The sequence below is a fragment of the Streptomyces sp. NPDC044719 genome, assembly GCF_056433405.1.
In genome coordinates this window covers 245573-266378 of record NZ_JBWKHE010000002.1, presented here as the reverse complement: position 1 = coordinate 266378, position 20806 = coordinate 245573, and the positions used below count along the sequence as shown (strand labels likewise).

19 protein-coding genes and 1 pseudogene are annotated in these 20806 nt (G+C 72.7%); 8 read left to right on the top strand and 12 right to left on the bottom strand.

Annotation, left to right across the window (positions count from 1 at the left end):
- Positions 1-25: 25 nt before the first annotated feature.
- Complete coding sequence (locus tag AC07DF_RS07890) at positions 26-925, bottom strand: helix-turn-helix transcriptional regulator (protein WP_478968036.1); 900 nt, start codon at positions 923-925, stop codon at positions 26-28.
- 184 nt (positions 926-1109) lie between these two features.
- On the opposite strand from AC07DF_RS07890, the gene AC07DF_RS07885 reads away from it, so the two are divergent.
- Both AC07DF_RS07885 and AC07DF_RS07880 read left to right on the top strand, forming a co-directional pair.
- Positions 1110-1463 carry a nuclear transport factor 2 family protein gene (locus AC07DF_RS07885; protein ID WP_478968035.1) on the top strand — a complete coding sequence of 118 codons (354 nt, stop codon included), beginning with the start codon at positions 1110-1112 and terminating at the stop codon, positions 1461-1463.
- A 71-nt stretch (positions 1464-1534) separates the two neighbouring features.
- On the top strand, positions 1535-2026 hold the full coding sequence (locus AC07DF_RS07880) for an MFS transporter (protein ID WP_478968033.1): 492 nt from the start codon (positions 1535-1537) through the stop codon (positions 2024-2026).
- 516 nt (positions 2027-2542) lie between these two features.
- On the opposite strand, the pseudogene AC07DF_RS07875 reads toward AC07DF_RS07880, so the two are convergent.
- Positions 2543-2748: pseudogene (locus AC07DF_RS07875) on the bottom strand (MmyB family transcriptional regulator); the annotation flags it as partial.
- A gap of 171 nt (positions 2749-2919) precedes the next feature.
- Between AC07DF_RS07875 and AC07DF_RS07870 the strand changes: the two are divergent.
- Positions 2920-3144: a MarR family winged helix-turn-helix transcriptional regulator gene (locus tag AC07DF_RS07870; RefSeq protein WP_478968031.1), complete on the top strand. Its 225-nt coding sequence runs from the start codon at positions 2920-2922 to the stop codon at positions 3142-3144.
- An 815-nt stretch (positions 3145-3959) separates the two neighbouring features.
- Here the strand turns inward: AC07DF_RS07870 and AC07DF_RS07865 are convergent.
- Complete coding sequence (locus tag AC07DF_RS07865; RefSeq protein ID WP_478968029.1) at positions 3960-4925, bottom strand: pirin family protein; 966 nt, start codon at positions 4923-4925, stop codon at positions 3960-3962.
- Between the two features lie 226 nt (positions 4926-5151).
- On the opposite strand from AC07DF_RS07865, the gene AC07DF_RS07860 reads away from it, so the two are divergent.
- The gene (locus tag AC07DF_RS07860) at positions 5152-5511 is read left to right on the top strand and encodes a tetratricopeptide repeat protein (protein WP_478968027.1); all 360 of its coding nucleotides are present in this window, start codon (positions 5152-5154) and stop codon (positions 5509-5511) included.
- A 64-nt stretch (positions 5512-5575) separates the two neighbouring features.
- Here AC07DF_RS07860 and AC07DF_RS07855 read toward each other — a convergent pair whose 3' ends face one another.
- Positions 5576-6985, bottom strand: coding sequence for a PepSY-associated TM helix domain-containing protein (locus tag AC07DF_RS07855; protein WP_478968025.1), 1410 nt, complete (start codon positions 6983-6985; stop codon positions 5576-5578).
- Positions 6986-7160: 175 nt separating this feature from the next.
- Between AC07DF_RS07855 and AC07DF_RS07850 the strand changes: the two genes are divergently transcribed.
- Both AC07DF_RS07850 and AC07DF_RS07845 read left to right on the top strand, forming a co-directional pair.
- The gene (locus AC07DF_RS07850; RefSeq protein WP_478968023.1) at positions 7161-7805 is read left to right on the top strand and encodes a peptide deformylase; all 645 of its coding nucleotides are present in this window, start codon (positions 7161-7163) and stop codon (positions 7803-7805) included.
- Between the two features lie 160 nt (positions 7806-7965).
- Positions 7966-9558 (top strand): ABC-F family ATP-binding cassette domain-containing protein, encoded by a 1593-nt coding sequence (locus tag AC07DF_RS07845; RefSeq protein WP_478968021.1) that lies wholly within the window; start codon positions 7966-7968, stop codon positions 9556-9558.
- Between the two features lie 71 nt (positions 9559-9629).
- Here the strand turns inward: AC07DF_RS07845 and AC07DF_RS07840 are convergent, their stop codons facing one another.
- Complete coding sequence (locus AC07DF_RS07840) at positions 9630-11060, bottom strand: dihydrolipoyl dehydrogenase family protein (RefSeq protein ID WP_478968019.1); 1431 nt, start codon at positions 11058-11060, stop codon at positions 9630-9632.
- A gap of 119 nt (positions 11061-11179) precedes the next feature.
- On the opposite strand from AC07DF_RS07840, the gene trxA reads away from it, so the two are divergent.
- Entirely contained in the window at positions 11180-11566 is a 387-nt protein-coding gene (gene trxA, locus AC07DF_RS07835; protein WP_478968017.1) for a thioredoxin, read from the top strand.
- Between the two features lie 149 nt (positions 11567-11715).
- Here the strand turns inward: trxA and AC07DF_RS07830 are convergent, their stop codons facing one another.
- The 3 genes from AC07DF_RS07830 to AC07DF_RS07820 form a co-directional block, all read right to left on the bottom strand.
- Positions 11716-13152, bottom strand: coding sequence for an aldehyde dehydrogenase family protein (locus AC07DF_RS07830; protein WP_478968015.1), 1437 nt, complete (start codon positions 13150-13152; stop codon positions 11716-11718).
- A 256-nt stretch (positions 13153-13408) separates the two neighbouring features.
- Complete coding sequence (locus AC07DF_RS07825) at positions 13409-14458, bottom strand: LacI family DNA-binding transcriptional regulator (RefSeq protein WP_478968013.1); 1050 nt, start codon at positions 14456-14458, stop codon at positions 13409-13411.
- Between the two features lie 81 nt (positions 14459-14539).
- Positions 14540-15208: a TetR/AcrR family transcriptional regulator gene (locus AC07DF_RS07820; protein WP_478968011.1), complete on the bottom strand. Its 669-nt coding sequence runs from the start codon at positions 15206-15208 to the stop codon at positions 14540-14542.
- 130 nt (positions 15209-15338) lie between these two features.
- Between AC07DF_RS07820 and AC07DF_RS07815 the strand changes: the two genes are divergently transcribed.
- Positions 15339-15902, top strand: coding sequence for an NADPH-dependent FMN reductase (locus AC07DF_RS07815; RefSeq protein WP_478968009.1), 564 nt, complete (start codon positions 15339-15341; stop codon positions 15900-15902).
- 66 nt (positions 15903-15968) lie between these two features.
- On the opposite strand, the gene AC07DF_RS07810 is transcribed toward AC07DF_RS07815, so the two are convergent.
- Genes AC07DF_RS07810 through AC07DF_RS07795 form a run of 4 tightly spaced genes read right to left on the bottom strand, consistent with a single transcriptional unit; the run spans position 15969 to position 20731 of the window.
- Complete coding sequence (locus AC07DF_RS07810; RefSeq protein WP_478968007.1) at positions 15969-17093, bottom strand: XdhC family protein; 1125 nt, start codon at positions 17091-17093, stop codon at positions 15969-15971.
- Positions 17086-19200, bottom strand: a complete 2115-nt coding sequence (locus tag AC07DF_RS07805) for a xanthine dehydrogenase family protein molybdopterin-binding subunit (RefSeq protein WP_478968005.1) — start codon at positions 19198-19200, stop codon at positions 17086-17088. The genes AC07DF_RS07810 and AC07DF_RS07805 overlap by 8 nt, the downstream gene beginning before the upstream one ends.
- A complete protein-coding gene (locus AC07DF_RS07800; protein WP_478968003.1) occupies positions 19197-20189 on the bottom strand; it encodes an FAD binding domain-containing protein in 993 nt (330 codons plus the stop codon). Before AC07DF_RS07800 ends, AC07DF_RS07805 begins: the two co-directional genes overlap by 4 nt.
- Complete coding sequence (locus tag AC07DF_RS07795; protein ID WP_478968001.1) at positions 20186-20731, bottom strand: (2Fe-2S)-binding protein; 546 nt, start codon at positions 20729-20731, stop codon at positions 20186-20188. The genes AC07DF_RS07800 and AC07DF_RS07795 overlap by 4 nt, the downstream gene beginning before the upstream one ends.
- Positions 20732-20806: the final 75 nt, after the last annotated feature.

The following is a 20806-nucleotide window of genomic DNA, read 5'->3' as shown; positions in this document are numbered from 1 at the left end:
GTGGTGAGAGGCGGAAGGAGGCCGGTCAGCCCGGCTGACGCGTGGCGTCTTCGCGCGAGGAGTCGGGCATGGGGGGTGCGGTCATGTCGAGCAGAAGCACGGCGTCGTGGTCGGAGGTGCCGGGCTGGGCGGTGTAGACGGCCATGCGGTGGCCGGGGCTGCCTTCGAGTGCCATGCCCTGGAAGGCGAGGGTGAAGGTGCCGACCCGGGGGTGCCGGAACGTCTGGGACGGGTTCTTGCGGCCGGTGACCTCGTAGCGCTCCCACAGCCCGGCGAAGTCCTCGCTTTTCAGCAGGAGTTCGCCCACGAGCTGGGCCAGGTCCGGGGCGTCGGGGTCGGTGCCGGCCAGGGCCCGCAGGCGGGCGACGCATCCGCGGATCTGGTTGTCCCAGTCGGGGAAGATCTCCCGTCCCGACGGATGCAGGAACAGGTAGCGGGCCAGGTTGCGCTGGTTGGCGGGCCACTCGGCCAGACCGGGGTAGAGGGCCATCCCGCCGGGGTTGTACGCGAGGACGTCCATGCTGCGGCTGAGCACATAGCCCGGGTTCGGGCGCAGCGCCTCCAGCATCAGCTTCACGTGCGGACGCACGGCGCGGCTGGGCGCGGGTGCCGGCTCGGGCACGTAGCGGGCGGCGCGGACCGCCAGGGTGCGCAGGTGCTGGTGCTCGGCGTCGTCCAGGTGCAGGGCCCGGGCCAGGGAGTCGATGACAGCGGGGCTGGGGCGGGTTTCCTTGCCACGCTCCAGACGCGTGTAGTAGTCGATGCTCACCCCGGCCAGGGTGGCCAGCTCCTCGCGGCGCAGCCCGGGGGTGCGGCGCACGCCGGGCCCGGGGGTCAGGCCCGCGCTCTCGGGGCTGGTCTGGGTGCGGCGGGCGCGCAGGAAGCGCCCCAGCTGATCACCGCTGCTGTGCTGCTCGGATGCCATGCGTCCAGTGTTGCGCCGTTGCTGCCGTGGCACACCGGCTGAGGGGGGCCCTGTCGTACCCCCCGCTGACCGCTCCCCGGCAGATCCCGGCCTGCCTGTCGCGCGCGCCGGGCGGCAGCCTGAAGAGGCACCCCCGAACGCATCCGGCCCTGCCGGGCCGCCTGAGAATGTACGGAGTAGCCCCATGACCCGCGACATCGCCTCGCTCGTCGCCGCCGCGGACCGCCACGACGCCGACGCCTTCGCCCAGCACCTCACGCCCGACGTGAAGTCCGTCTTCGCGAACACCGAGCCCGTCGTCGGACGGGAGAACGTGAAGAAGGCGACGACGGCCTTCTGGGACACGATCGAGGGCGTCAGCCACCACATCCTCGCGATGCATGAGAGCGGCGACACCGTCACCGTGCAGTTCGACATCGACTACCGCCGCAAGGACGGCAGGACGGTCACCCTGCCCGTCTGCAACGTCCTGACCTTCGACGGCGACCTGGTGAGCGTCTCCCAGGTCTACGCCGACCTCGCCCCGCTCTACGCCTGAGCCACCGCATCATCTCCCCAGAAAGGCTCCTCGTGACAGGGTCGACCATGCCCTCCAAGCCCGACCGCCGAATGACTCCGGCACGAACCCTCATCTTCGCGATCGCCGCCGGCATGGCCGTCGGAAACCTCTACTGGGCCCAGCCCCTGATCGAGGTCATCGCCTCGTCCCTCGACGTCTCGGCATCCAGCGCCGCCACGCTCGTCACCGTCACCCAGGTCGGATACGCGCTCGGCATCTTCCTCATCGTGCCGCTGGGCGACATCCTCGACCGCCGCCGCCTCATCCCCCTCATCCTCACCGGGTCCGCCGCTACCCTCATCGGCGCCGCGCTGGCACCGTCGTTCGCCGTGCTCCTCGCGGCGCTCGGCGGCGTCGGACTGACCACCGTCGGCGCGCAGTTGCTGGCCCCGCTGGCCAGTGAACTGGCCGAGCCCGAACGGCGCGGACGCGTCGTCGGCGCAGTCGCCTCCGGTTCGCTGATCGGCATCCTGCTCTCCCGCACGATCAGCGGGTTCATTGCCGACCTGCTCGGTTGGCGCGCGCAGGGCGCACCCGGATAAGGCCGTGCCCTGCGTGGTGAGGCGGATGTTGACCCGGGCATGGGGCGAGAAAGTAAAGGTGGATCGTGCCGGACGGGTTGTGAGAGATGAGGCACCGGCATCCAGCCGCGTGCCCCCAGGAAGCGGACGACCACGGTCACGAAGCGACTGACCAAGCCGACGGCCCGCTACACGTCCGCGCCCGCCCACATCCGTACGACCAGCGAGGGCAACGCGCGGCGCCTGTCGTCCTTGCAGCAGATGATCCGGGTCTTGTCCGGGTGCAGTTGCCCGGCGGTCCTCCCCCGCGGACCCCCCGGCCTGCGATTCCTACGTACGTACGGAAGCCAACCTGAGCCGACTACGGAGGAGAACACCGACCTGCGCAGCGGCGGCACCGTTCTTCCACTGCCTACCCGCAGCACACTGGCGCCACCCGCACCGTCCTGAATCCGACACCGCCCCCGGAGGCGGCTGGCGTGCGAAAGGACTCTGGGCGTGGCGCGCAGCCAACTGCCGATGATCAACGAAAGTTCATCAAGCCGTGCGTGCCGGCGGCATCCCGGCTCCCGCCCTTGTGGCGTCGGTGCCCCAGCCGGCCAGCAGTCGTAGTGCCTCCGCAGACGGGGAGCCCGGTTCGGCGTGGTACGTCAGCAGCATCTGTTCATGATCGTCGGCGAGTGGAACGACTCGACGCGGAGATCGAGTTCGCCGACGAGCGGGTGGCGCAGGCGCTGGATGTCGTGGCACTTTGATACGACGGGCCCGTTAGGCAGGCGCCGAACGCTATGGCGGGCTCTCCCTGGCCCAAGTCGCACTGCTGGAACCACTGGCCCCGAGACGGACATCCCGGTGGGCCGCCTGGCGAGCAGCCCGGACGTCAGCGTCCCCACCGCCACCCGCATGCGTAGCAGTTGGAGACGAAGGGCATCGTCGTACGCCGCCGGTCCCCCGAGGACGAGCGACGGGTCCTGGTCGGACTCACACCGGAGGGAGCCGAGCTGCTCGCCACGCTCCGCTCCCGGCTGCGGGAGCGCCAGCTCCGCGCCTATGAGGTGTTCACGCCGGCCGAGCGAACCCAGCTCGTCAGCCTCCTGCGCCGCCTGACCGAACTCGTCTCCGACACTGACTCGGACTGATCCGGCCCGATGGCGCCGCGAGCGACGGAGGTTGCGACAGCGGCGTACTCGACGTTGCGAACGGCGTCGGACGCCGCGCCGGCGCCGCACGCCGGGACCTCTTCGGAGCCATGAAGACAGCCGTGCGACGGCACAGTCGGCAACGGCCTCCGCGGCGCGCCGAGCACCGCGGAGGGCAAGATGAGAGTGGAAGGCGCCGTCCCTGCTCCTGGCGCTGCCCCAGAGGGATCTTGGGCTCGGAGCGCGTCGCAGGGCTCCTCAAGCCCGCGCATGACGAGGTCACTGCCATCCTGGAGCCTGGACGCTTTGTACCACCAGCAGACGACGAACCTGCTAGCACTCTCCGGCGTAGCACCTTTCGGATCGGACGCAAGCAGCGCTGCCGACAGACAGCGGTGACGTCGGAACGGACGGGCCGCGCTACTGGAGGCACTGGCCGGGAAGACTTCCGAGGCCCTTCGGGACGCGGCGGCGGCCGGGGTGAAGCCGCAGGAATCGGCCGGGCGATCTTGTGGAATCTCGACAAGGCGACAGCGCGAGAGACGCCGCCCTTCCGCAACGCCTGACTCGGCCGCCGACCAGGTCAGCATCGATCCGGACACCACCGATCCTGACGACGCGTCAGCAAAGTCAGCATTAGGTCAACAAGAGTCCTGCCACAGCCGCCCACAGACAGCCACACCGTGGAATCGCCAACCGCGCCAGCTTGAGCCAGCGGGCCGTTTGGACGCCTTCCGGCAAGCAGGCGGAAGACCATGAGAGTTACCCGACCACCTTCCGGCTTGCGGCCACCAACGATGACGCGTTTCCGCAGGTCAGCGCACCCTTCCCCGCGGCTTCAACGGCACCGGCGGCAGTTCCGGTGCGCGCAGTGGAGCCCCGTCGTACCCCTTCACCTCCCCGAACCGTGTCCCTTCCATCCAGTCCCGCCGCGCCTGCTCGATCTCCTCCTGCGACCGTCCGATCCAGTTCCAGAACATGATCAGCTCCTCCTCGAACGGCTCGCCGCCCAGGAGCATCAGGCCCGCGTCCGACTCCGCCCGCAAGGGCAGTTCGCTGCGGCCGCAGCCGAGGTAGAGCATCGAGCCGGGCAGGACCGGGACGCCGTCGACGTGGGCTTCGCCGGACATGGACAGGACGGCGTACTCGAAGTCCGGTTCCAGGGGGAGGCGGACGTCCGCGCCTCGGGTCAGGGACAGGTCGGCGCCGACGATCGGGGTGTACGCCGTGCCGGGCGAGGTCGCGCCGTCGAGGTCGCCGAGGATCAGCGTGGCCTCGATGCCGGGTGCCGTGACGACGGGCAGGTCGGCGTGGTGTTCGAAGCGCGGGTCGGTGTGGCGGTGGCCGTCCGGGAGGGCGACCCACAGTTGCGCGCCGTGCAGGAAACGGGCGTGCGGGCGAGGGCTCTCCTCGGAGTGGCTGATCGCCCGGCCGGAGGTCATCAGGCCCAGTTCGCGCGGGCGGATCGTCTGGAGGCTGCCGGTGGAGTCGCGGTGCAGCACCTCCCCCTCGTGCAGCCAGCTCACCGTCTGCAACCCCATGTGGGGATGAGGCGGCACCTGCATACCGGGTTCGTCGGCGATGTCGTCGGGGCCGTAGTGGTCGACGAAGCACCAGGCCCCGACCATCCGGCGGCCGAGGTTGGGCAGCAGCCGGCGGACCTCGCTGGACTCGCCCAGTTTGACGCGCCGAGGACTGAGGAGTTCACGCACCGGCTCCGCCACCACGAAGCCCCGGCCACCGCACAGAGCGGGGGCCGCCTCGCGCTCAAGATTGCTCATGGCCACAACCTAGTCCGGCGGGAGGCCCGGCGTCAGCGCGTCACCGCGCCACTGCGTCATCCGGGCGGCCATTCGCCGGGCAGCGTCCGAGCACCCTGGCCGGGAGCTCCTCGACAGGACCTCCGGCGAGACGGCGCCCACGGGCCGGCGCCGAGCCTACCCCTCTGACCAAGTAGTGGAATATTGAACCAACCCGCTTGGTTGTCGGCCCCGAAGGAGGCCACGAGTGAACACGACCCACGACGCCACGTACTACGGCCACGGGACACCGGCGGAGCGCTGGGAGCGCGCGCAGCTGTTCTTCGACGCCAAGGACTACGCCGCCGCCGCGCGCGTCCTCGTCGGGCTGGTCGAGGAGGTGCCCGAGCAGACCGGGCCGCGGCTGCTGCTGGCGCGTTCCTACTACCACTCGGCCCAACTGTGGCGTGCGGAGACCGAGTTGCGGACCATCGTCGAGCGCGACCCCGTCGAGCACTACGCCAGGCTGATGCTCGGCCGGACGCTCCAGCGGCAGGGGCGGCACGAGGAGGCGGAGTCGCACCTGCGGATCGCCTCGGCACTCGACGGTGACTTCGAGGAGCGCTGATCGCCATTCACCCACTGATGCCCGGCTCCGTGGGGAGCCGGGTACCGGTGTATCCGCGGGTCCGCTACTTCGCCGGCGTCCCGGCTCCGTACGACCGCTGTCCCCGCCGGTAGGCGATCTCGCCCAGCACGATGTCGACGGCGAGGAAGGCCGCCAGCGGGATTCCGAACAGCGGCAGGAAGTAGCCGAGCACGGCGACCCCGGCGAGCAGCGGGACCAGGATCTGCGGCGGTACCTGCTGCCAGGCGCCGCGCGGGATCGGACGGCCGAAGGCGGAGCCGCGGCCGCGCTGCCACCACATGCGGTAGCCCCACACGATCAGCAGGATCAGGGAGAGCGTGAGCAGCATCAGGACGATCTGGTTGGCCAGGCCGAACAGGATGCCGGTGTGCAGGTCGATGCCCCATCGGGTGAGCTTCGCGAGCACGGGGTAGTCGGCGAACCGCAGTACGTCCATCACCTCGCCGCTGGCCGGGTCGATCGCGACGGAGTCCTGCTTCTCGGGCCAGCTGCGCTGTACCTGCTTGACGACGTACGCCGAGGTCGCGTCGGCCGGCGGGACGATCTCCACCGGGTCGCCGAGGCCCTCGGCCCGCGCCGCCGCCAGGACCTTGTCCAGGCCCACGCCGTGCGCGGCGTCTCCCGCCTGCCCGGCCGCGGAGCCGTGGCCGGAGTGTTCACCGCCCGCCGCCGCCGACACCGACGGGGTGGCGTGACCCAGCGAGGTGCGCAGCTCGTCGATGTTGGCCCCGGCGTAGGCCGACCAGGTGAGACCGGTCGCCGAGAGGAAGAAGAACCCGGCCGCCGCCCAGACGCCGACGCCGCCGTGCAGTCCGAGCGTGCGGCGCCGCCCGTTCGTCCCCCGCACCTTGCGCAGGGCACGGCGGCGCGAGAACCACAGCACCAGCCCGCCGGCCGAGATCACCCCCAGCCAGCTGGCCGCCAGCTCGCTGTACAGCCGCCCTGTCTCGCCCAGGTGGAGGTCCCGGTGGAACTCGTCGATCCAGGTGCGCAGCGGCAGTGCGCCGGTCGAGCCGTACTGCTCGAGGGAGCCGCGCACCTTCGCGGTGTAGGGGTCGACGAACACGGCGAGCGCGTGCCCCTCGTCGACGCCCGGGACGCCGGACAGCATGACCCTGGTCGTCGCGTCCGCCTCGGGTGAGGGGCGTACGGCCGAGATGGTGCCCTCGGGGTGGGCCTTGCGGGCGGCGGCCACCTGCTCGCTGATCGGCAGCTTCCGCTCGCCGACGGGGACGGTCAGTTCGTGGTCGTACACGATCTTCTCGGCCTGGAACGAGGCGGCGTACAGCAGGCCGGTGACGGCGGCGACGAGGAGGAACGGCGCCACCAGCACCCCGGCGTAGAAGTGCAGGCGAAGCACCAGCGGGCGCAAGGGGGCCCAGCTGCTCTTCGACGGTGCCGGGGTGGCTGGTTGCGGGGCCTCGTCCGTGGTGGTCGAGGGAGCGGTGGTCATCGGCGGGCTTCTCCGGGGGACGTCTTCTTGGCCGTTGCGGTGCGGTGGTGCTCGTTCGCGGGTGCGGTGGTGGTTGTTGCGGTGCAGTAGTCGGAGCGGCGGGGCGTTCAGTTCCCGACGAGTGCATGTGACGTGCGTCACGCGAGCTGGGCGGGTGCCGTGCCATCCTGACGCGATGGGAACTCCGAGTGATCGCGCACCGCTGGCCGAGCGGGTCGAGGAACTCCTCGCGGAAGGCGTCCCGTTGACCATCGTCGCGGCAGGGGACCCGGTGCTGCGGCGCGGCACCGAGCCGTACGACGGTCAGCTGGCGCCCGCGCTGCTGGCCCGGTTCGTCGAGGCCTTGCGGGTCACGATGCACGCCGCGCCGGGGGTCGGCCTGGCGGCGCCCCAGGTCGGGGTGCCGCTCAGGATCGCGGTGATCGAGGACCCCGCTCCGGTGCCGGAGGAGGTGCGTCTGGCGCGCGGGCGGGTGCCGCAGCCCTTCCGGGTGCTGGTCAACCCCGCCTACGAACCCGTCGGCGACGCGCGGGCCGCGTTCTTCGAGGGCTGTCTGAGCGTGCCGGGCTGGCAGGCGGTGGTGGCACGCCACGCCGAGGTGCGGCTGACCGGGCAGGACGAGCACGGGCGCGCGCTGGACGAGGTGTTCTCCGGCTGGCCCGCGCGGATCGTGCAGCACGAGACGGATCATCTCGACGGCGCCCTGTATCTGGACCGGGCCGAGCCGCGTTCACTGTCGTCCAACCTGGCGATGGCGGAGCGCTGGGCTCAGCCGACGCCGGAGGAGGCCGCTCGGGCACTGGGGTTCGAGCTGCCGTAGGGCACGGAAAACCGGAGGCGACCCGCCTGGCGCCTCCGCTACCGTGATTCCCATGTCTACGCCCCGAATTTCCTAGCCGAGGACCCGCTTCCACGCCACCCGTGTGTCCTCTTGCTAGTTCGGAATTCTGGTTCGGAATTCTGGTTCGGAGCGTTTTCTCATGATCACCGTTCGTGATGTCGACGTGCGCGTGGGCGCGCGTCTGCTGCTGGCCGGCGTCTCCCTCCACGTCTCCCCCGGCGACCGCATCGGCCTGGTCGGCCGTAACGGCGCGGGAAAGACCACCCTGTTGCACACCTTGGCGGGCGTCCTGCGGCCCGCCGCCGGAACCGTCGCCCGCACCGGCGACGTCGGCCATCTCCCGCAGGACTCCCGCGCGGCCGACCAGTCGGTCATCGTCACCGACCGGATCCTGTCCGCGCGCGGCCTGGACCGCGCCGTGCGGGACTTGCGCCGCGCCGAGGCCGCGATGGCCGACGGCTCGGAGCGGTCGATGAACGCCTATGTGCGGGCCGAGGCGGAGTTCCAGGCGCGCGGTGGCTACGCGGCCGAGGCGGAGGCCGCCCGGGTGGCCGCCGGGGTCGGGCTGTCGGCCGGCCTGATGGACCGGCCGCTGAGCGCCCTGTCGGGAGGTCAGCGCCGGCGCGTGGAACTGGCCCGCATCCTCTTCGCCGGACACGGCACCCTGCTGCTGGACGAGCCGACGAACCACCTCGACGCGGACTCGATCGCCTGGCTGCGCGGGTTCCTCGCGAGCCATCAGGGCGGGCTTGTGATGATCAGCCACGACACGTCCCTGCTGGCCGGCACCGTGAACCGGGTGTTCCACCTGGACCCGGGGCGGGCCGCATTGGACGTCCACAACACCGGCTGGGACGCCTATCTGGCCCAGCGGGACGCCGACGAGCGGCGACGGGCGCGCGAGCGGGCGAACGCCGAGCGCAAGGCGGCGTCGTTGCACGCGCAGGCCGACCGGATGCGGGCCCGGGTGTCGACCGCGGTGGCGGCCCGGAACATGGCCCGCCGCGCCGACCGTATGCTCGCCGAGCTCGAACCGGCCCGGCGCGCCGAGCGGACGGCCAGGATCCGGCTGCCCGAGCCGGCGCCCTGCGGGCGGATCCCGCTCGGCGCCGTGAGCCTGACCAGGTCGTACGGCGGGCAGCACGTCCTGCGGGGGGTTGATCTGGCCGTCGACCGGGGCAGTCGTCTGGTCGTGCTCGGTCCCAACGGCGCGGGAAAGACGACCCTGTTGCGCATCCTCGCGGGCCAGGACACGCCCGACAGCGGCCGGGTCGTCCACGGGCACGGGCTGCGGCTCGGGTACTTCGCCCAGGAACACGACACGCTGGACCCGGAGCTGACGGTGCGCGAGCACCTGGCCGGTGCCGCTCCGCACCTCGCCGACGGCGAAGTCCGCCAGGTCCTGGGCTCGTTCCTGTTCACCGGCGACGACACGGGCAAGCGCGTCGGCGTCCTCTCCGGCGGCGAGAAGACCCGGCTCGCCCTCGCCGGCCTGGTGCACTCGGGCGCCAACGTCCTGCTCCTGGACGAGCCCACCAACAACCTGGACCCCGCCTCCCGCGCCGAGGTCCTGGCCGCGGTGGGCACCTACCCGGGTGCGATCGTCATGGTCACCCACGACGAGGGCGCGGTGGACGCGCTGCGGCCGGACCGGGTGCTGCTGCTGCCCGAGGCGGAGGAGGACTTGTGGAGCGACGACTACCGGGAGTTGGTGGTGCCCGCGCACGCGTGACCCGGTCGGGCGGCGGCCGGTGGCCTCCGGGCAGGCCCGCCGCCCGTCCGGGCCGGTCCGGTCCGGTCCAGTCAGGCGTCCCGGTACGCCTCCAGCAGCCGGAGCCACGCCTCACTGATCGTCGGGTAGGACGGGACCGCGTGCCACAGACGGCTGACCGGGACCTCGCCGGCCACGGCGATCGTCGCGGAGTGGATCAGTTCGCCGACGCCCGGGCCCACGAGGGTCACTCCGCGGAGGATCTCGGCCTCGACATCGACGACCATGCGGGCGCGGCCCTTGTAGCCGTCGGCGTAGAGGCCGGCCCCGGCGACGGTGGACAGGTCGACGTCGACGGCCTTCACGCGGTGGCCTGCCTGTTCTGCCTCGGCCAGGGACAGGCCCACCGCCGCGGCCTCCGGGTCGGTGAAGACGACCTGGGGTACGGCGGCGCTGTCGGCGGTCGCCGCATGAGCGCTCCAGGGCTGGGCGAGGAGGGTCTCCCCCGTGGCCGCCGCCGCGATGGCCGCGCCCGCGATGCGCGCCTGGTACTTGCCCTGGTGGGTGAGCAGGGCGCGGTGGTTGACGTCGCCGACCGCGTACAGCCAGTCGTGGCCGGTGACGCGGAGGCTGTCGTCGACCGGCAGCCAGGAGCCGGGGTCGAGGCCGATCGTCTCCAGGCCGATGTCGTCGGTGCGCGGCGCGCGGCCGGTGGCGAAGAGGATCTCGTCGGCCTCGACGCGGTCGCCCGTGTCGGTGACGGCGACCACCGTGCCGTTCTCGCGGGACACCGACTCCACGGACGTGCCGGTACGGACGTCCGTGCCGGCCTCGGTGAGCGCCTCGGCGATCAGTTCCCCGGCGAAGGGTTCCATCCGGGGCAGGAGGCCCTTGCCGCGGACCAGCATCGTGACCTCGGAGCCGAGGGCCTGCCAGACCGTGGCCATCTCGGTGGCGACCACGCCGCCGCCGACCACGATCAGCCGGCCCGGCACGCTCGGGGAGCTGGTGGCCTCCCGGCTGGTCCATGGCCGGACCTCGTCCAGCCCGGGCAGTTTCGGGAGGGACGCGCGGCTGCCGGTGCAGACGGCGACGGCGTGCCGGGCGGTCAGGACGTGCTCGGCGCCGTCGGGGCCGGTGACCGTCACCGTACGGGGGCCGGCGAGCCGCCCGAAACCGCGGTACAGGTCGGCGCCGATGGAGTCGAGCCACCCGACCTGGCCGTCGTCCTTCCAGTGGGAGGTGTAGTAGTCCCGGTGGGCGAGGACCGCGGAGGCGTCGAGCGGCCCCCGCACCGACTGGCTCAGACCGGGTACGCGGCGGGCGTCCGCCCGGGCGATGACCGGCCGCAGCAGGGCCTTGCTGGGCATGCACGCCCAGTACGAGCACTCGCCGCCGACCAGTTCGCTCTCCACGACCGCGGTGGTCAGACCGGCCGCGCGGGCGCGGTCTGCGACGTTCTCCCCCACGGGCCCGGCCCCGAGCACCACGACGTCGTACGCGTTGGTTTCCGTTTCCGTCATGGGGTCAGTCTGGTGGGTGGTGTGCGCCCTGGCCACACGGGTAGGGGCGCGGAATACCTACCAGGTCGGCCGTGTTGTGCCGACGGTTTGCCCCCACACCAGGAAGAGGGATTTACACCATGAGCAGCACCGTGGAGCTCACCAAGGAGAACTTCGACCAGACGGTCACGGACAACGAGTTCGTCCTGATCGACTTCTGGGCCGAGTGGTGCGGGCCGTGCAAGCAGTTCGCCCCGGTGTACGAGAAGGCGGCGGGCGAGAACCCGGACCTGGTGTTCGGCAAGGTGGACACCGAGGCGCAGCCGGAGCTGGCCGCGGCCTTCGGTATCCAGTCCATTCCCACGCTGATGATCGTCCGCGACCAGGTCGCCGTGTTCGCCCAGCCGGGTGCCCTGCCCGAGGCCGCCCTGACCGATGTCATCGGCCAGGCCCGGGGCCTGGACATGGACGAGGTCCGCAAGGCCGTCGCCGAGCAGCAGGCCCAGCAGCCGCAGGGGACCGAGTAAGCCGCCCGGGGGCGAGCGGAAGCCCCCGAGCAGCCGCCCCGGGCCCGCCGGCCGGGCCCGGCCCTGAGGCGTGTCCGGCCAGGGTCGTGTCCGGCCCAGAGGGCGTGTCCGGCCCAGAAGCCGCGCCCGGCCCAGAGGGCGTGTCCGGCCTAGAAGGGGTACGGGGCCACGTCTCCGCGCACCGTCGTCCAGCGCAGTTCGGTGAAGGCCTCCAGATTGGCCTCGCCGCCGAAGCGGGCGCCGGTGCCGGAGGCGGCCACCCCGCCGAACGGCGCCACGGCCTCGTCGTTCACGGTCTGGTCGTTGATGTGGACGATGCCGGTCGGTATGCGGTCGGCGAGGTCCAGGCCGCGGGCCGGGTCCCGGGTGACGATGCCCAGGGAGAGGCCGTACGGGCTCTGCGCGGCCAAGGCCGCCGCCTCGTCGGCGGTGGTGAAGGAGCGGACGGGCGCCACCGGGCCGAAGACCTCCTCCGTGTACGCCGGGGTGTGGTCGTCGACATGGGCGAGGACGGTCGGCCGGTAGAAGAGCCGGTCGTGCGTGCCGCCGGCGGCGATCTTGGCGCCCGCCGCCCTGCTGGACTCGACCAGGCCGCTGATCTTGGCGAGCTGTCCGGAGTCGATGATGGGGCCCAGGTGGACCTGGTCGCGGTACGGGTCGCCGACGGCGAGGGAGTCCGCCTTGGCGGCCAGCCGCTCGACGTACTCGTCGTACAGGGACGCGTGCACCAGGTGGCGTCCGGTGGTCATGCAGATCTGGCCCTGGTGGAAGAACGAGCCCCAGGCGGCGGTGGAGATCACCGCGTCGAGGTCGGCGTCGGCCAGCACGATCATGGCCGAGTTGCCGCCCAGTTCCAGGTGGGCCCGCTTGAGGTGACGGCCCGCGGCCTCGCCGACGGCCCGTCCGGCGGCGGTGGAGCCGGTGAAGGAGACGACCGGCACGCGCGGGTCGGAGACCAGGGCCTGTCCGGCGTCCGGGCCGCCGGGGAGCACGTGCAGCAGGTCCTGCGGCAGGCCCGCGGCGGCGAGGACCGCCGCGAGGGAGAGCCCTCCGCAGACGGCGGTGCGCGGGTCCGGCTTGAGGAGGACGGCGTTGCCCAGGGCCAGGGCGGGCGCGACGGAGCGGATGGACAGGATCAGCGGGGCGTTGAACGGTGAGATGACGCCCACCACCCCGGCCGGGACGCGGCGCGTGTACGACAGGCGCGGCGCCTCGCTGGGCAGGACCTGGCCGGCCGGGCGGGAGGCGAGCGCGGCGGCCTCGTAGCACTCCTGGGCGGCGACGTGCAGCTCGAAGTCGGCCTTGCCTGGGACGGAACCGGACTCGCGGACGATCCATTCGCGCAGTTCGGTGGCGTGCGCGGTGAACAGGTCGCCGGCCTTGCGGAGCACGGCGGCGCGGGCGAAGTGCGGGGCGCGGGCCCACTCGCGCTGGGCGGCGGCCGCGCGCCCGGCGGCGGCGCCGACGTCCTCGGGGGTGGCGAGGGCGAGGGTGCCGAGGGCACCGCCGGTGGCGGGCTCGGTGACGGTGTACCCGGGCCCCGCCAGGGCGTAGGGCTGCCAGGTCCTGGTGTCGAGCAGCGGCATGACGGCTCTCCGATCGATCGGTCACCGGCGTACGGGGTGGAGGGAACTCCGGGAACTCCCGCTGGAACGTGGCCGGTTCGGCGGTCACAGGGCGGGGCGCGGCGATCCGGGGCAGCCGTGTGGGCTGCGGCCGCGTTCGCACGCGCCCCCATTTTGTTGATGATGCAACATCCTAGTCATGCCGCAGGGCGATGACCGGCGCCGCCTGTCGGCCCGACAGTTTCGGGCGTCTGCCGAGGAGTTCCCCCTCGTCGGGTCAACTCGAGTCGCGGTGCAGCACCGTCGCGCCCAGCACCTTGTGCGTCTCGGGCTCGGTCCCGGGCTTGCGCACCGCGCGGTCGACCAGTTCGGCGAGTTCACGGCCGGAGGGCAGTTCCAGGTGGACGGTACTCAGTCGCGGCCGCAGCAGCCGGCCGAGCATCAGATCGTCGGCGCCGACCACGGCCGTCTCCTCCGGGATGCGGATGCCCTCGTCCTGGAGGGCCCGCATCAGGAGCATCGCGTACTCGTCGTTGTAGGTGAACACGGCGTCCAGGCCGAGGCTCCGCCAGCGCGCGGCGAGGCGCGCCGCGGCCTGTTCCTCGTGGGCGAGGGGCAGTTCGGTCACCGTGGCGTCGGTGCCCCGCAGGGACTGGCGTACGCCGTCGAGCCGGGGCGCGGAGAACGCCTCGAGGCCGGGCTCCTGTGGTACGACGACGCCGATCCGGCGGCGGCCGCGGTCGTAGAGGTGGGCGCCGGCGCTGTAGCCGACGACGTCGTGGTCCATGAGCAGGGCGTGCGCGCCCTCGATGGTCTCGGGGCCGAGGGTGACGACGGCCCGAGCCCCGGAGCGTTTGAGCACGGCCACTCCGCGCGGCCCGAGTCCGGAACCGGGCACCAGCACGGCCACGGGCCGCAGTTCGGCCCAGGCGCGGGCGGCGTCGTCGCCGTGCGGGCCGCCGGTGCCGTACTGCACGACCGTGTAGTCCAGGCCGCCGAGCGCGACCTGGAGGTCGGTGAGGAACCGGCTGTAGAGCGGGCCGACGGGGAAGGTCGGCGCGGGGATGAGGACCATACGGCTGTGCCCGGCGCGCAAGGAGCGGGCCGCCGCGTGCGGCACGTACCCGAGTTCCTTCGCGGCCTGGTGGACCCGGCGGCGGGTGGGCTCGCTGATCCGTACGGCGCTGGTGTTGTTGAGGACGTAGGAGACGGTCGCGCGCGAGACGCCGGCCAGGCGGGCCACATCGGCGCTCGTGGGCACGGAGCGCATCGGTGCGGGGGACGGGGGCGCGGGCGTTTTCGGTATCTGCACCATGACGTACGGCATCTTGGCAGAAGCCTCAATGCGCTTTTCCGGCGGGGGAGTTGTGACGAAGCCGTGAGCGTTCACGGAGGGCGGCGGGCGCCTCTAGGGCGTGGATTCCGCGCCAGTCAGCCGGTCGACCAGGTCGGTCCACGCCTCTTCGAGGCGGGCCAGGGGTATCCCGCACTGTTTGGTCAGGTGGTGGATCAGGGCCGGGTCGAGCTGGCCCATCAGCGTGTGGGAGAGGAGTTCGCAGTCCGCTGCGGGGACCGCCTGGCGCAGGAGCATGGCCACGTGGTGGCGCAGCACCCGGCGGGCCGGGACGACGAAGCGGCGGTTCGCGCCCGGCTCAGCGGCCAGTTGCAGCTCCAGTTCGTCGACCGACCGGCGCAGCATCGCGCGGCCGAACGCCCGTAGCCGCTCCACGGGCGGCGCGCCGGGTCCGAGCGGCGGCGGGCCGCTGAGGAACGCGGCCTGGAACTTCTTCTCGGAGTGGTCGAGCAGCGCCGTCAGCAGACCGGTGCGGTCGCCGAACCGGCGGAAGACCGTGCCCTTGCCGACGCAGGCCGCCGCGGCCACCGCCTCCATCGTGACGGCGTCCGCGCCGCGCTCCGCCACCAGCCGCCCCGCGGCCTCCAGCAGCCGGGCCCGGTTGCGCGCGGCGTCGGCCCGCAGGCACGGCTCGTCGACGTCCGGGGCGTCCTCGAGCTGGAGCAGCTCGGGAAGGGCGACGGGCTCCTGGGGCGTCGGGAAGGGCGGCGGGGCGGTGGACATGAAGCCAGCGTAAAGCATCGGGAACAAAACTGGACCGCGGTCCGGTTAGGATGCTAGAACATTAAACGGACCTCGGTCCGGATCGTAACGGCTGTGTTTCGCAGCAGTCTTTCTCTACGTGGGAGTCAGCATGTCTGTTCGCATCCTCGCGCTCGTCGGCAGCCTTCGCGCCGGGTCGCACAACCGCCAGCTCGCCGAGGCGGCCGTCAAGCTCGCCCCCGAGGGTGCCGAGGTGAACCTGTTCGAGGGCCTCGCCGAGATCCCCTTCTACAACGAGGACATCGACGTCGAGGGCAGTGTTCCGGCCGCCGCCGTGAAGCTGCGCGAGGCCGCCGGGGCGGCCGACGGCCTGATCCTGTTCACGCCCGAGTACAACGGCACCATCCCGGCCGTCCTGAAGAACGCCATCGACTGGTTGTCCCGCCCGTACGGCGCCGGTGCCCTCAGCGGCCTGCCGGTCGCCGTGGTCGGCACCGCCTTCGGCCAGTTCGGCGGTGTCTGGGCGCACGACGAGACCCGCAAGTCCGTCGGTATCGCCGGCGCCAAGGTGCTGGAGGACGTCAAGGTCTCCATCCCCGGCTCGCTGACCCGCTTCGCCGAGACGCACCCGGCCGACGACGCCGAGGTCGCCGCGCAGCTGACCGAGGTCATCACCCGGCTGCACGGCCAGGCCACGGAGCCCGCCGCCGCCTGACGCGTCACACGACCGGTACCAGGGAGGGGCCGCGGCCGCGGCCCCTCCGGCGGGTTCCCGACCGTGTCAGACCGCTCGGGGCAGCCGCTCGGCCCGGTGGATCGGGGTTCCCGAGCCGGTGAGCGGCAGGCCCGTCCCGCCGCGCCGTGCCGCGACGATCTCCGCCGCGATGGACACGGCGGTCTCCTCGGGCGTACGGGCGCCCAGGTCCAGTCCGATCGGCGACCTCAGCCGGGCCAGCTCGCGCTCCCCGACGCCCGCTTCCCGCAGGCGCCGGTTCCGGTCCTGGTGGGTGCGGCGGGACCCCATGGCACCGACGTAGGCGACCGGCAGTCGCAGGGCCTCCGTCAGCAGGGGCACGTCGAACTTCGCGTCGTGGGTGAGCACACACAGCACCGTGCGCCCGTCGGTCTCCGTCGACCGCAGATAGCGGTGGGGCCAGTCCACGACGACCTCGTCGGCCTCGGGGAAGCGGGCCCGGGTGGCGAAGACGGGGCGGGCGTCGCACACGGTGACGTGATGGCCGAGGAGCTTGCCCGCCCGGACCAGGGCCGCCGCGAAGTCGATCGCACCGAAGACGATCATGCGGGGCGGCGGCACGGCCGACTCCACGAGCAGGGTGAGACCGCCTGGGCAGTGCGAGCCGTCCTCGGAGAGCTCGACCGTGCCCGTGCGGCCGGACTCCAGCAGGGCACGGGCCTGGCCTATCGCGGTGCGGTCCAGGTCGGGAGTGCCGCCGAGACCGCCTTCGTGCGAGCCGTCGGGGCGTACGAGCACCGCCCGGCCGAGGAGGCCGGCGGGCCCCCGGACCACCCGGGCGAGAGCCACCGGCTCGCCACGGGCGGCGGCCGACAGCGCGGCCGCCTGGGGTGTCCTGGAGGCGTCGTACGGGGTGATCATGACGTCGATGGTTCCGCCGCAGGTCAGCCCGACGGCGAAGGCGTCCTCGTCGCTGTAGCCGAACCGCTCGACGAGCGTCTCGCCCTCCTGGAGCGCCTGGACGCAGAGGTCGTACACCGCTCCCTCCACACAGCCCCCGGAGACCGAGCCGATGACCGTGCCGTCGGCGCAGACGGCCATGGCGGCGCCGGGAGGGCGCGGGGCGCTGCCGCCGACGGCGACGACCGTGGCGACGGCGAACTCCCGGCCCTCCTCGATCCACTCGTGCAGCTGCCTGGCCAGGTCAAGCATCGCCGCCCGCCAGCAGGACACGGTCGGGCCGGATCGGCAGGTTCCGGTGGCGTACCCCGGTCGCGTGCCACACGGCGTTGGCGACCGCCGCCGCGGCACCCACGATGCCGATCTCGCCGATGCCCTTGATGCCGACCGGGTCGTCCGGGTCGGGGTCGTCGACCCAGTCGGCCTCGATGTGGGGCACGTCGGCGTGCGCGGCGACGTGGTAGCCCGCCAGGTCGGCGCCGTAGAGGCCGCCGCTGGCCCGGTCCCGTACGGCCTCCTCGTGCAGGGCCATGGAGATGCCCCAGGTCATGCCGCCGACGAACTGGTTGCGGGCGGTGAGCGGGTTGACGATCCGGCCGGCCGCGAAGATGCCCAGCATGCGGCGGACGCGGACCTCGCCGGTGGCCGGGTCGACGGCGACCTCGGCGAATTGCGCCCCGAAGGAGTGCCGCTCCTTCTGGGCGAGGGAGCCGATGGCCTCGGTCGTGTCCGACCGTACGGTGATGCCCTCCGGAGGGATGTCGGCGCCCGGCGCGAGACTCCGGCGCAGCTCGTCTGCGGCGGCCGTGACGGCCCAGGCCCAGGAGCGGGTGCCCATCGAGCCGCCGGCGATCATCGCCGGGCCGAAGTCGCTGTCCCCGACGCGTACCCGGACGCGGTCCGTCGCCACGTCCAGGGCGTCGGCGGCGACCAGCGTGAGCGCGGTCCTGGCGCCGGTGCCGATGTCCGCGGCGTTGATCCGCACCGTGAAGGTGCCGTCCGCCTCCGCGGTGACGGCGGCCGTGGAGGGCATGGCTCCGGCGGGGAAGGAGGCGGCGGCGGTGCCCGTGCCGAGCAGCCAGCGGCCGTCGCGGCGCACTCCCGGCCGCGGGTCCCGCTCCGCCCAGCCGAACCGGCGGGCGCCCTCACGGAAGCAGGCGATCAGATTGCGGCTGCCGAACGGCAGCCCGGACACCGGGCCCACCTCGGGCTCGTTGCGTATGCGCAGCTCGATCGGGTCGAGGCCGCACCGCTCGGCGAGTTCGTCGAGCGCCGACTCCAGCGCGAACGAGCCCGGTGCCTCGCCCGGGGCGCGCATCCACGTCGGGGTCGGTACGTCGAGCCGCACGAGCCGGCTGGCCGTGTGGTGGGCGTCGGCGGCGTACATCGACCGGCCCGCCGCGGCGCTCGGCTCGACGAACTCGTGCACGGTGGAGGTGAGGTTCAGGGACCGGTGCTCCAGCGCGCGCAGCCGCCCGTCCGGGTCCGCGCCGAGCCTGACCCGCTGGGCCGTGGGGCTGCGGTACCCGGCGAGTGAGAACATCTGCCGGCGGGTCATGACGACCCTGACGGGGCGTTGCAGAACGGTCGCGGCCATCACGGCGCCCACCTGGTGCGCACGGACACCCTTGCTGCCGAAGCCGCCGCCGACATGCTCGGACCGCACCCGTACGGAGGACGGGTCGAGGGAGAACAGGTTGGCGAGCTCGCCGGCGACCCAGATGGTGCCCTGGTTGGAGTCGACGACCTCGAGCCGGCCGCCCTCCCACAGGGCCGTCGCCGCGTGCGGCTCCATCGGGTTGTGGTGCTCCTCCGGAGTGGTGTACTCCGCGTCCAGCACGACGGCGGACGCCGCGAGCTCGGCCTCCAGGTCGCCCTTCTCGACGACGCCCGGCAGGTGCCCGTCGAGCGCGTACGCCTCGCTCTCCCGCTCGGCGGAGAACGCGACGTCGTGCGGCTCCTGGTCGTAGTGGACCTGGAGGGACTCGGCGGCTTCCCGGGCCTGCTCGGACGTCTCGGCGACGACGAGGGCCACGGGCCAGCCCCGGTGGGCCACCCGGTCGTGCTGGAAGAGGGCGATGCTCGGGTCCGGGGACATGCCCATCAGCCCGGCGTAGTCGGTGTCGACGCGCGGGGCGTTCTCGTGGTGGAGCACGGCGAGGACGCCGGGCATCCCGAGCACGGCGTCGGTGTCCAGGGCGCGGATGCGGCCGCGGGCGACGGTGGACAGCACCAGCCAGCCGTGGGCGAGGTCGGCGAACGGGATCTCGCCGGCGTAGCGGGCGGCTCCGGTGACCTTGTCGCGGCCTTCCACGCGGGTGTGCGCGGAGCCGACGGCACCCCTGGTGGCGGTGGTCATCGGGTGGCCTCCTCGGCGAGTTCGCTCAGCACGGCCACGACGAGGTTGCGCATCAGGGTCACCTTGTATCCGTTGTGGGGCAGGGGCCTGGCGGCGGCCAGTTCGAGCTCCGCGGCGGCCGCGAAGGTCTCGGCGTCGGCGGGTGCGCCGAGCAGGACGCCCTCGGCCGCGCGGGCCCGCCAGGGGCGGGAGGCGACGGCCCCGAAGGCCAGGCGCACGTCGTGCACGACGCCGTCCCGGACGTCCAGCGCGGCGGCGATCGAGCCGATGGCGAAGGCGTACGAGGCGCGCTCGCGGACCTTGCGGTAGCGGGAGTTGGCCGCTGTGGCGGTGGGCGGCAGGGTGACGCCGGTGATCAGCGCGCCCGGCGGCAGGGCGGTCTCCAGATGCGGGGTCTCCCCCACCGGCAGGTAGAAGTCGGCGAGCGGCAGCTCCCCCGGCCCGTCCGCCGTCTCGTACGACACGGTCGCGTCGAAGGCGGCCAGGGCCACGCCCATGTCGGAGGGGTGGGTGGCCACGCAGTGGTCGGAGGCGCCGAGGACGGCGTGGTTGTGGTGCTCGCCCTCGATCGCGGGGCAGCCGCTGCCCGGGCTGCGCTTGTTGCACGGGGCGGTGACGTCGGCGAAGTAGCCGCAGCGGGTGCGCTGGAGCAGATTGCCGCCGACGGTGGCCATGTTGCGCAGCTGCCCGGAGGCACCGGCCAGTACGGCCTGTGCCAACGCCGGGTAGCGGCGCCGGACTTCGGGGTGCGCGGCGAGGTCGCTGTTGGTGACGGTCGCCCCGATGCGCAGCCCGCCGTCCTCGGTGGGCTCGACGCGGTTCAGGGGCAGTTCGCGTACGTCGACGAGGAGGGCGGGCCGCTCGACGCCGGTCTTCATCAGGTCGACCAGGTTGGTGCCGCCGCCCAGGAAGCGGGCTTCCCGGTCGCCGTCGAGCAGCGCCACGGCGCCGGAGACGTCGTACGCCCGCTGGTAGCCGAACTCCCTCATGCCGCCGCCCCCTCGGACTCGGCGGCCCGGGCCACGGCCTGGACGATCGAGACGTAGGCGCCGCAGCGGCAGAGGTTGCCGCTCATGCGCTCCCGTATCTCCTCCGGCGTCAGGGGCGGTGGTCCCGCCTCGGGCCGTACGTCGTCGGTGGCGGCGCTCGGCCAGCCGGCCGCGTGCTCCTCGATCATCGCAATGGCCGAACAGATCTGTCCCGGCGTGCAGTAGCCGCACTGGTAGCCGTCGAGTTCGAGGAACGCCTGCTGCACGGGGTGCAGTCGGTCGCCCTCGGCCACGCCTTCGATGGTGGTGATCTCGCGCCCTTCGGCCGCCACGGCCAGTTGCAGACAGGCCACGCTCCGGCGGCCGTCGACCAGGACGGTGCACGCGCCGCACTGGCCCTGATCGCAGCCTTTCTTGGTGCCGGTCATGTCGAGTCTTTCGCGCAGGGCGTCGAGCAGCGTGGTGCGGTGGTCGACGGTCAGCGTGTACTTCTCGCCGTTGACGGACAGGGTGAGGTCGCTGGACGTCGATGTCGGGGGCATGGAAGCCTTCTCTCTCATGTCGCGAGGCCAGGAGGCGGGGACGCGGGCTGTCCGCGCGGACGGCACACCGATACG

Coding starts and splice junctions, on each gene's coding strand:
- AC07DF_RS07815 (WP_478968009.1), top strand. CDS start 15,339: ATGTCTGTTCGCATCCTCGCGCTCGTCGGCAGCCTTCGCGCCGGGTCG.
- AC07DF_RS07845 (WP_478968021.1), top strand. CDS start 7,966: ATGATCACCGTTCGTGATGTCGACGTGCGCGTGGGCGCGCGTCTGCTG.
- AC07DF_RS07825 (WP_478968013.1), bottom strand. CDS start 14,458: ATGCCGTACGTCATGGTGCAGATACCGAAAACGCCCGCGCCCCCGTCC.
- AC07DF_RS07885 (WP_478968035.1), top strand. CDS start 1,110: ATGACCCGCGACATCGCCTCGCTCGTCGCCGCCGCGGACCGCCACGAC.
- AC07DF_RS07795 (WP_478968001.1), bottom strand. CDS start 20,731: ATGCCCCCGACATCGACGTCCAGCGACCTCACCCTGTCCGTCAACGGC.
- AC07DF_RS07810 (WP_478968007.1), bottom strand. CDS start 17,093: ATGCTTGACCTGGCCAGGCAGCTGCACGAGTGGATCGAGGAGGGCCGG.
- trxA (WP_478968017.1), top strand. CDS start 11,180: ATGAGCAGCACCGTGGAGCTCACCAAGGAGAACTTCGACCAGACGGTC.
- AC07DF_RS07865 (WP_478968029.1), bottom strand. CDS start 4,925: ATGAGCAATCTTGAGCGCGAGGCGGCCCCCGCTCTGTGCGGTGGCCGG.
- AC07DF_RS07830 (WP_478968015.1), bottom strand. CDS start 13,152: ATGCCGCTGCTCGACACCAGGACCTGGCAGCCCTACGCCCTGGCGGGG.
- AC07DF_RS07880 (WP_478968033.1), top strand. CDS start 1,535: ATGACTCCGGCACGAACCCTCATCTTCGCGATCGCCGCCGGCATGGCC.
- AC07DF_RS07850 (WP_478968023.1), top strand. CDS start 7,161: ATGGGAACTCCGAGTGATCGCGCACCGCTGGCCGAGCGGGTCGAGGAA.
- AC07DF_RS07805 (WP_478968005.1), bottom strand. CDS start 19,200: ATGACCACCGCCACCAGGGGTGCCGTCGGCTCCGCGCACACCCGCGTG.
- AC07DF_RS07800 (WP_478968003.1), bottom strand. CDS start 20,189: ATGAGGGAGTTCGGCTACCAGCGGGCGTACGACGTCTCCGGCGCCGTG.
- AC07DF_RS07890 (WP_478968036.1), bottom strand. CDS start 925: ATGGCATCCGAGCAGCACAGCAGCGGTGATCAGCTGGGGCGCTTCCTG.
- AC07DF_RS07820 (WP_478968011.1), bottom strand. CDS start 15,208: ATGTCCACCGCCCCGCCGCCCTTCCCGACGCCCCAGGAGCCCGTCGCC.
- AC07DF_RS07840 (WP_478968019.1), bottom strand. CDS start 11,060: ATGACGGAAACGGAAACCAACGCGTACGACGTCGTGGTGCTCGGGGCC.
- AC07DF_RS07855 (WP_478968025.1), bottom strand. CDS start 6,985: ATGACCACCGCTCCCTCGACCACCACGGACGAGGCCCCGCAACCAGCC.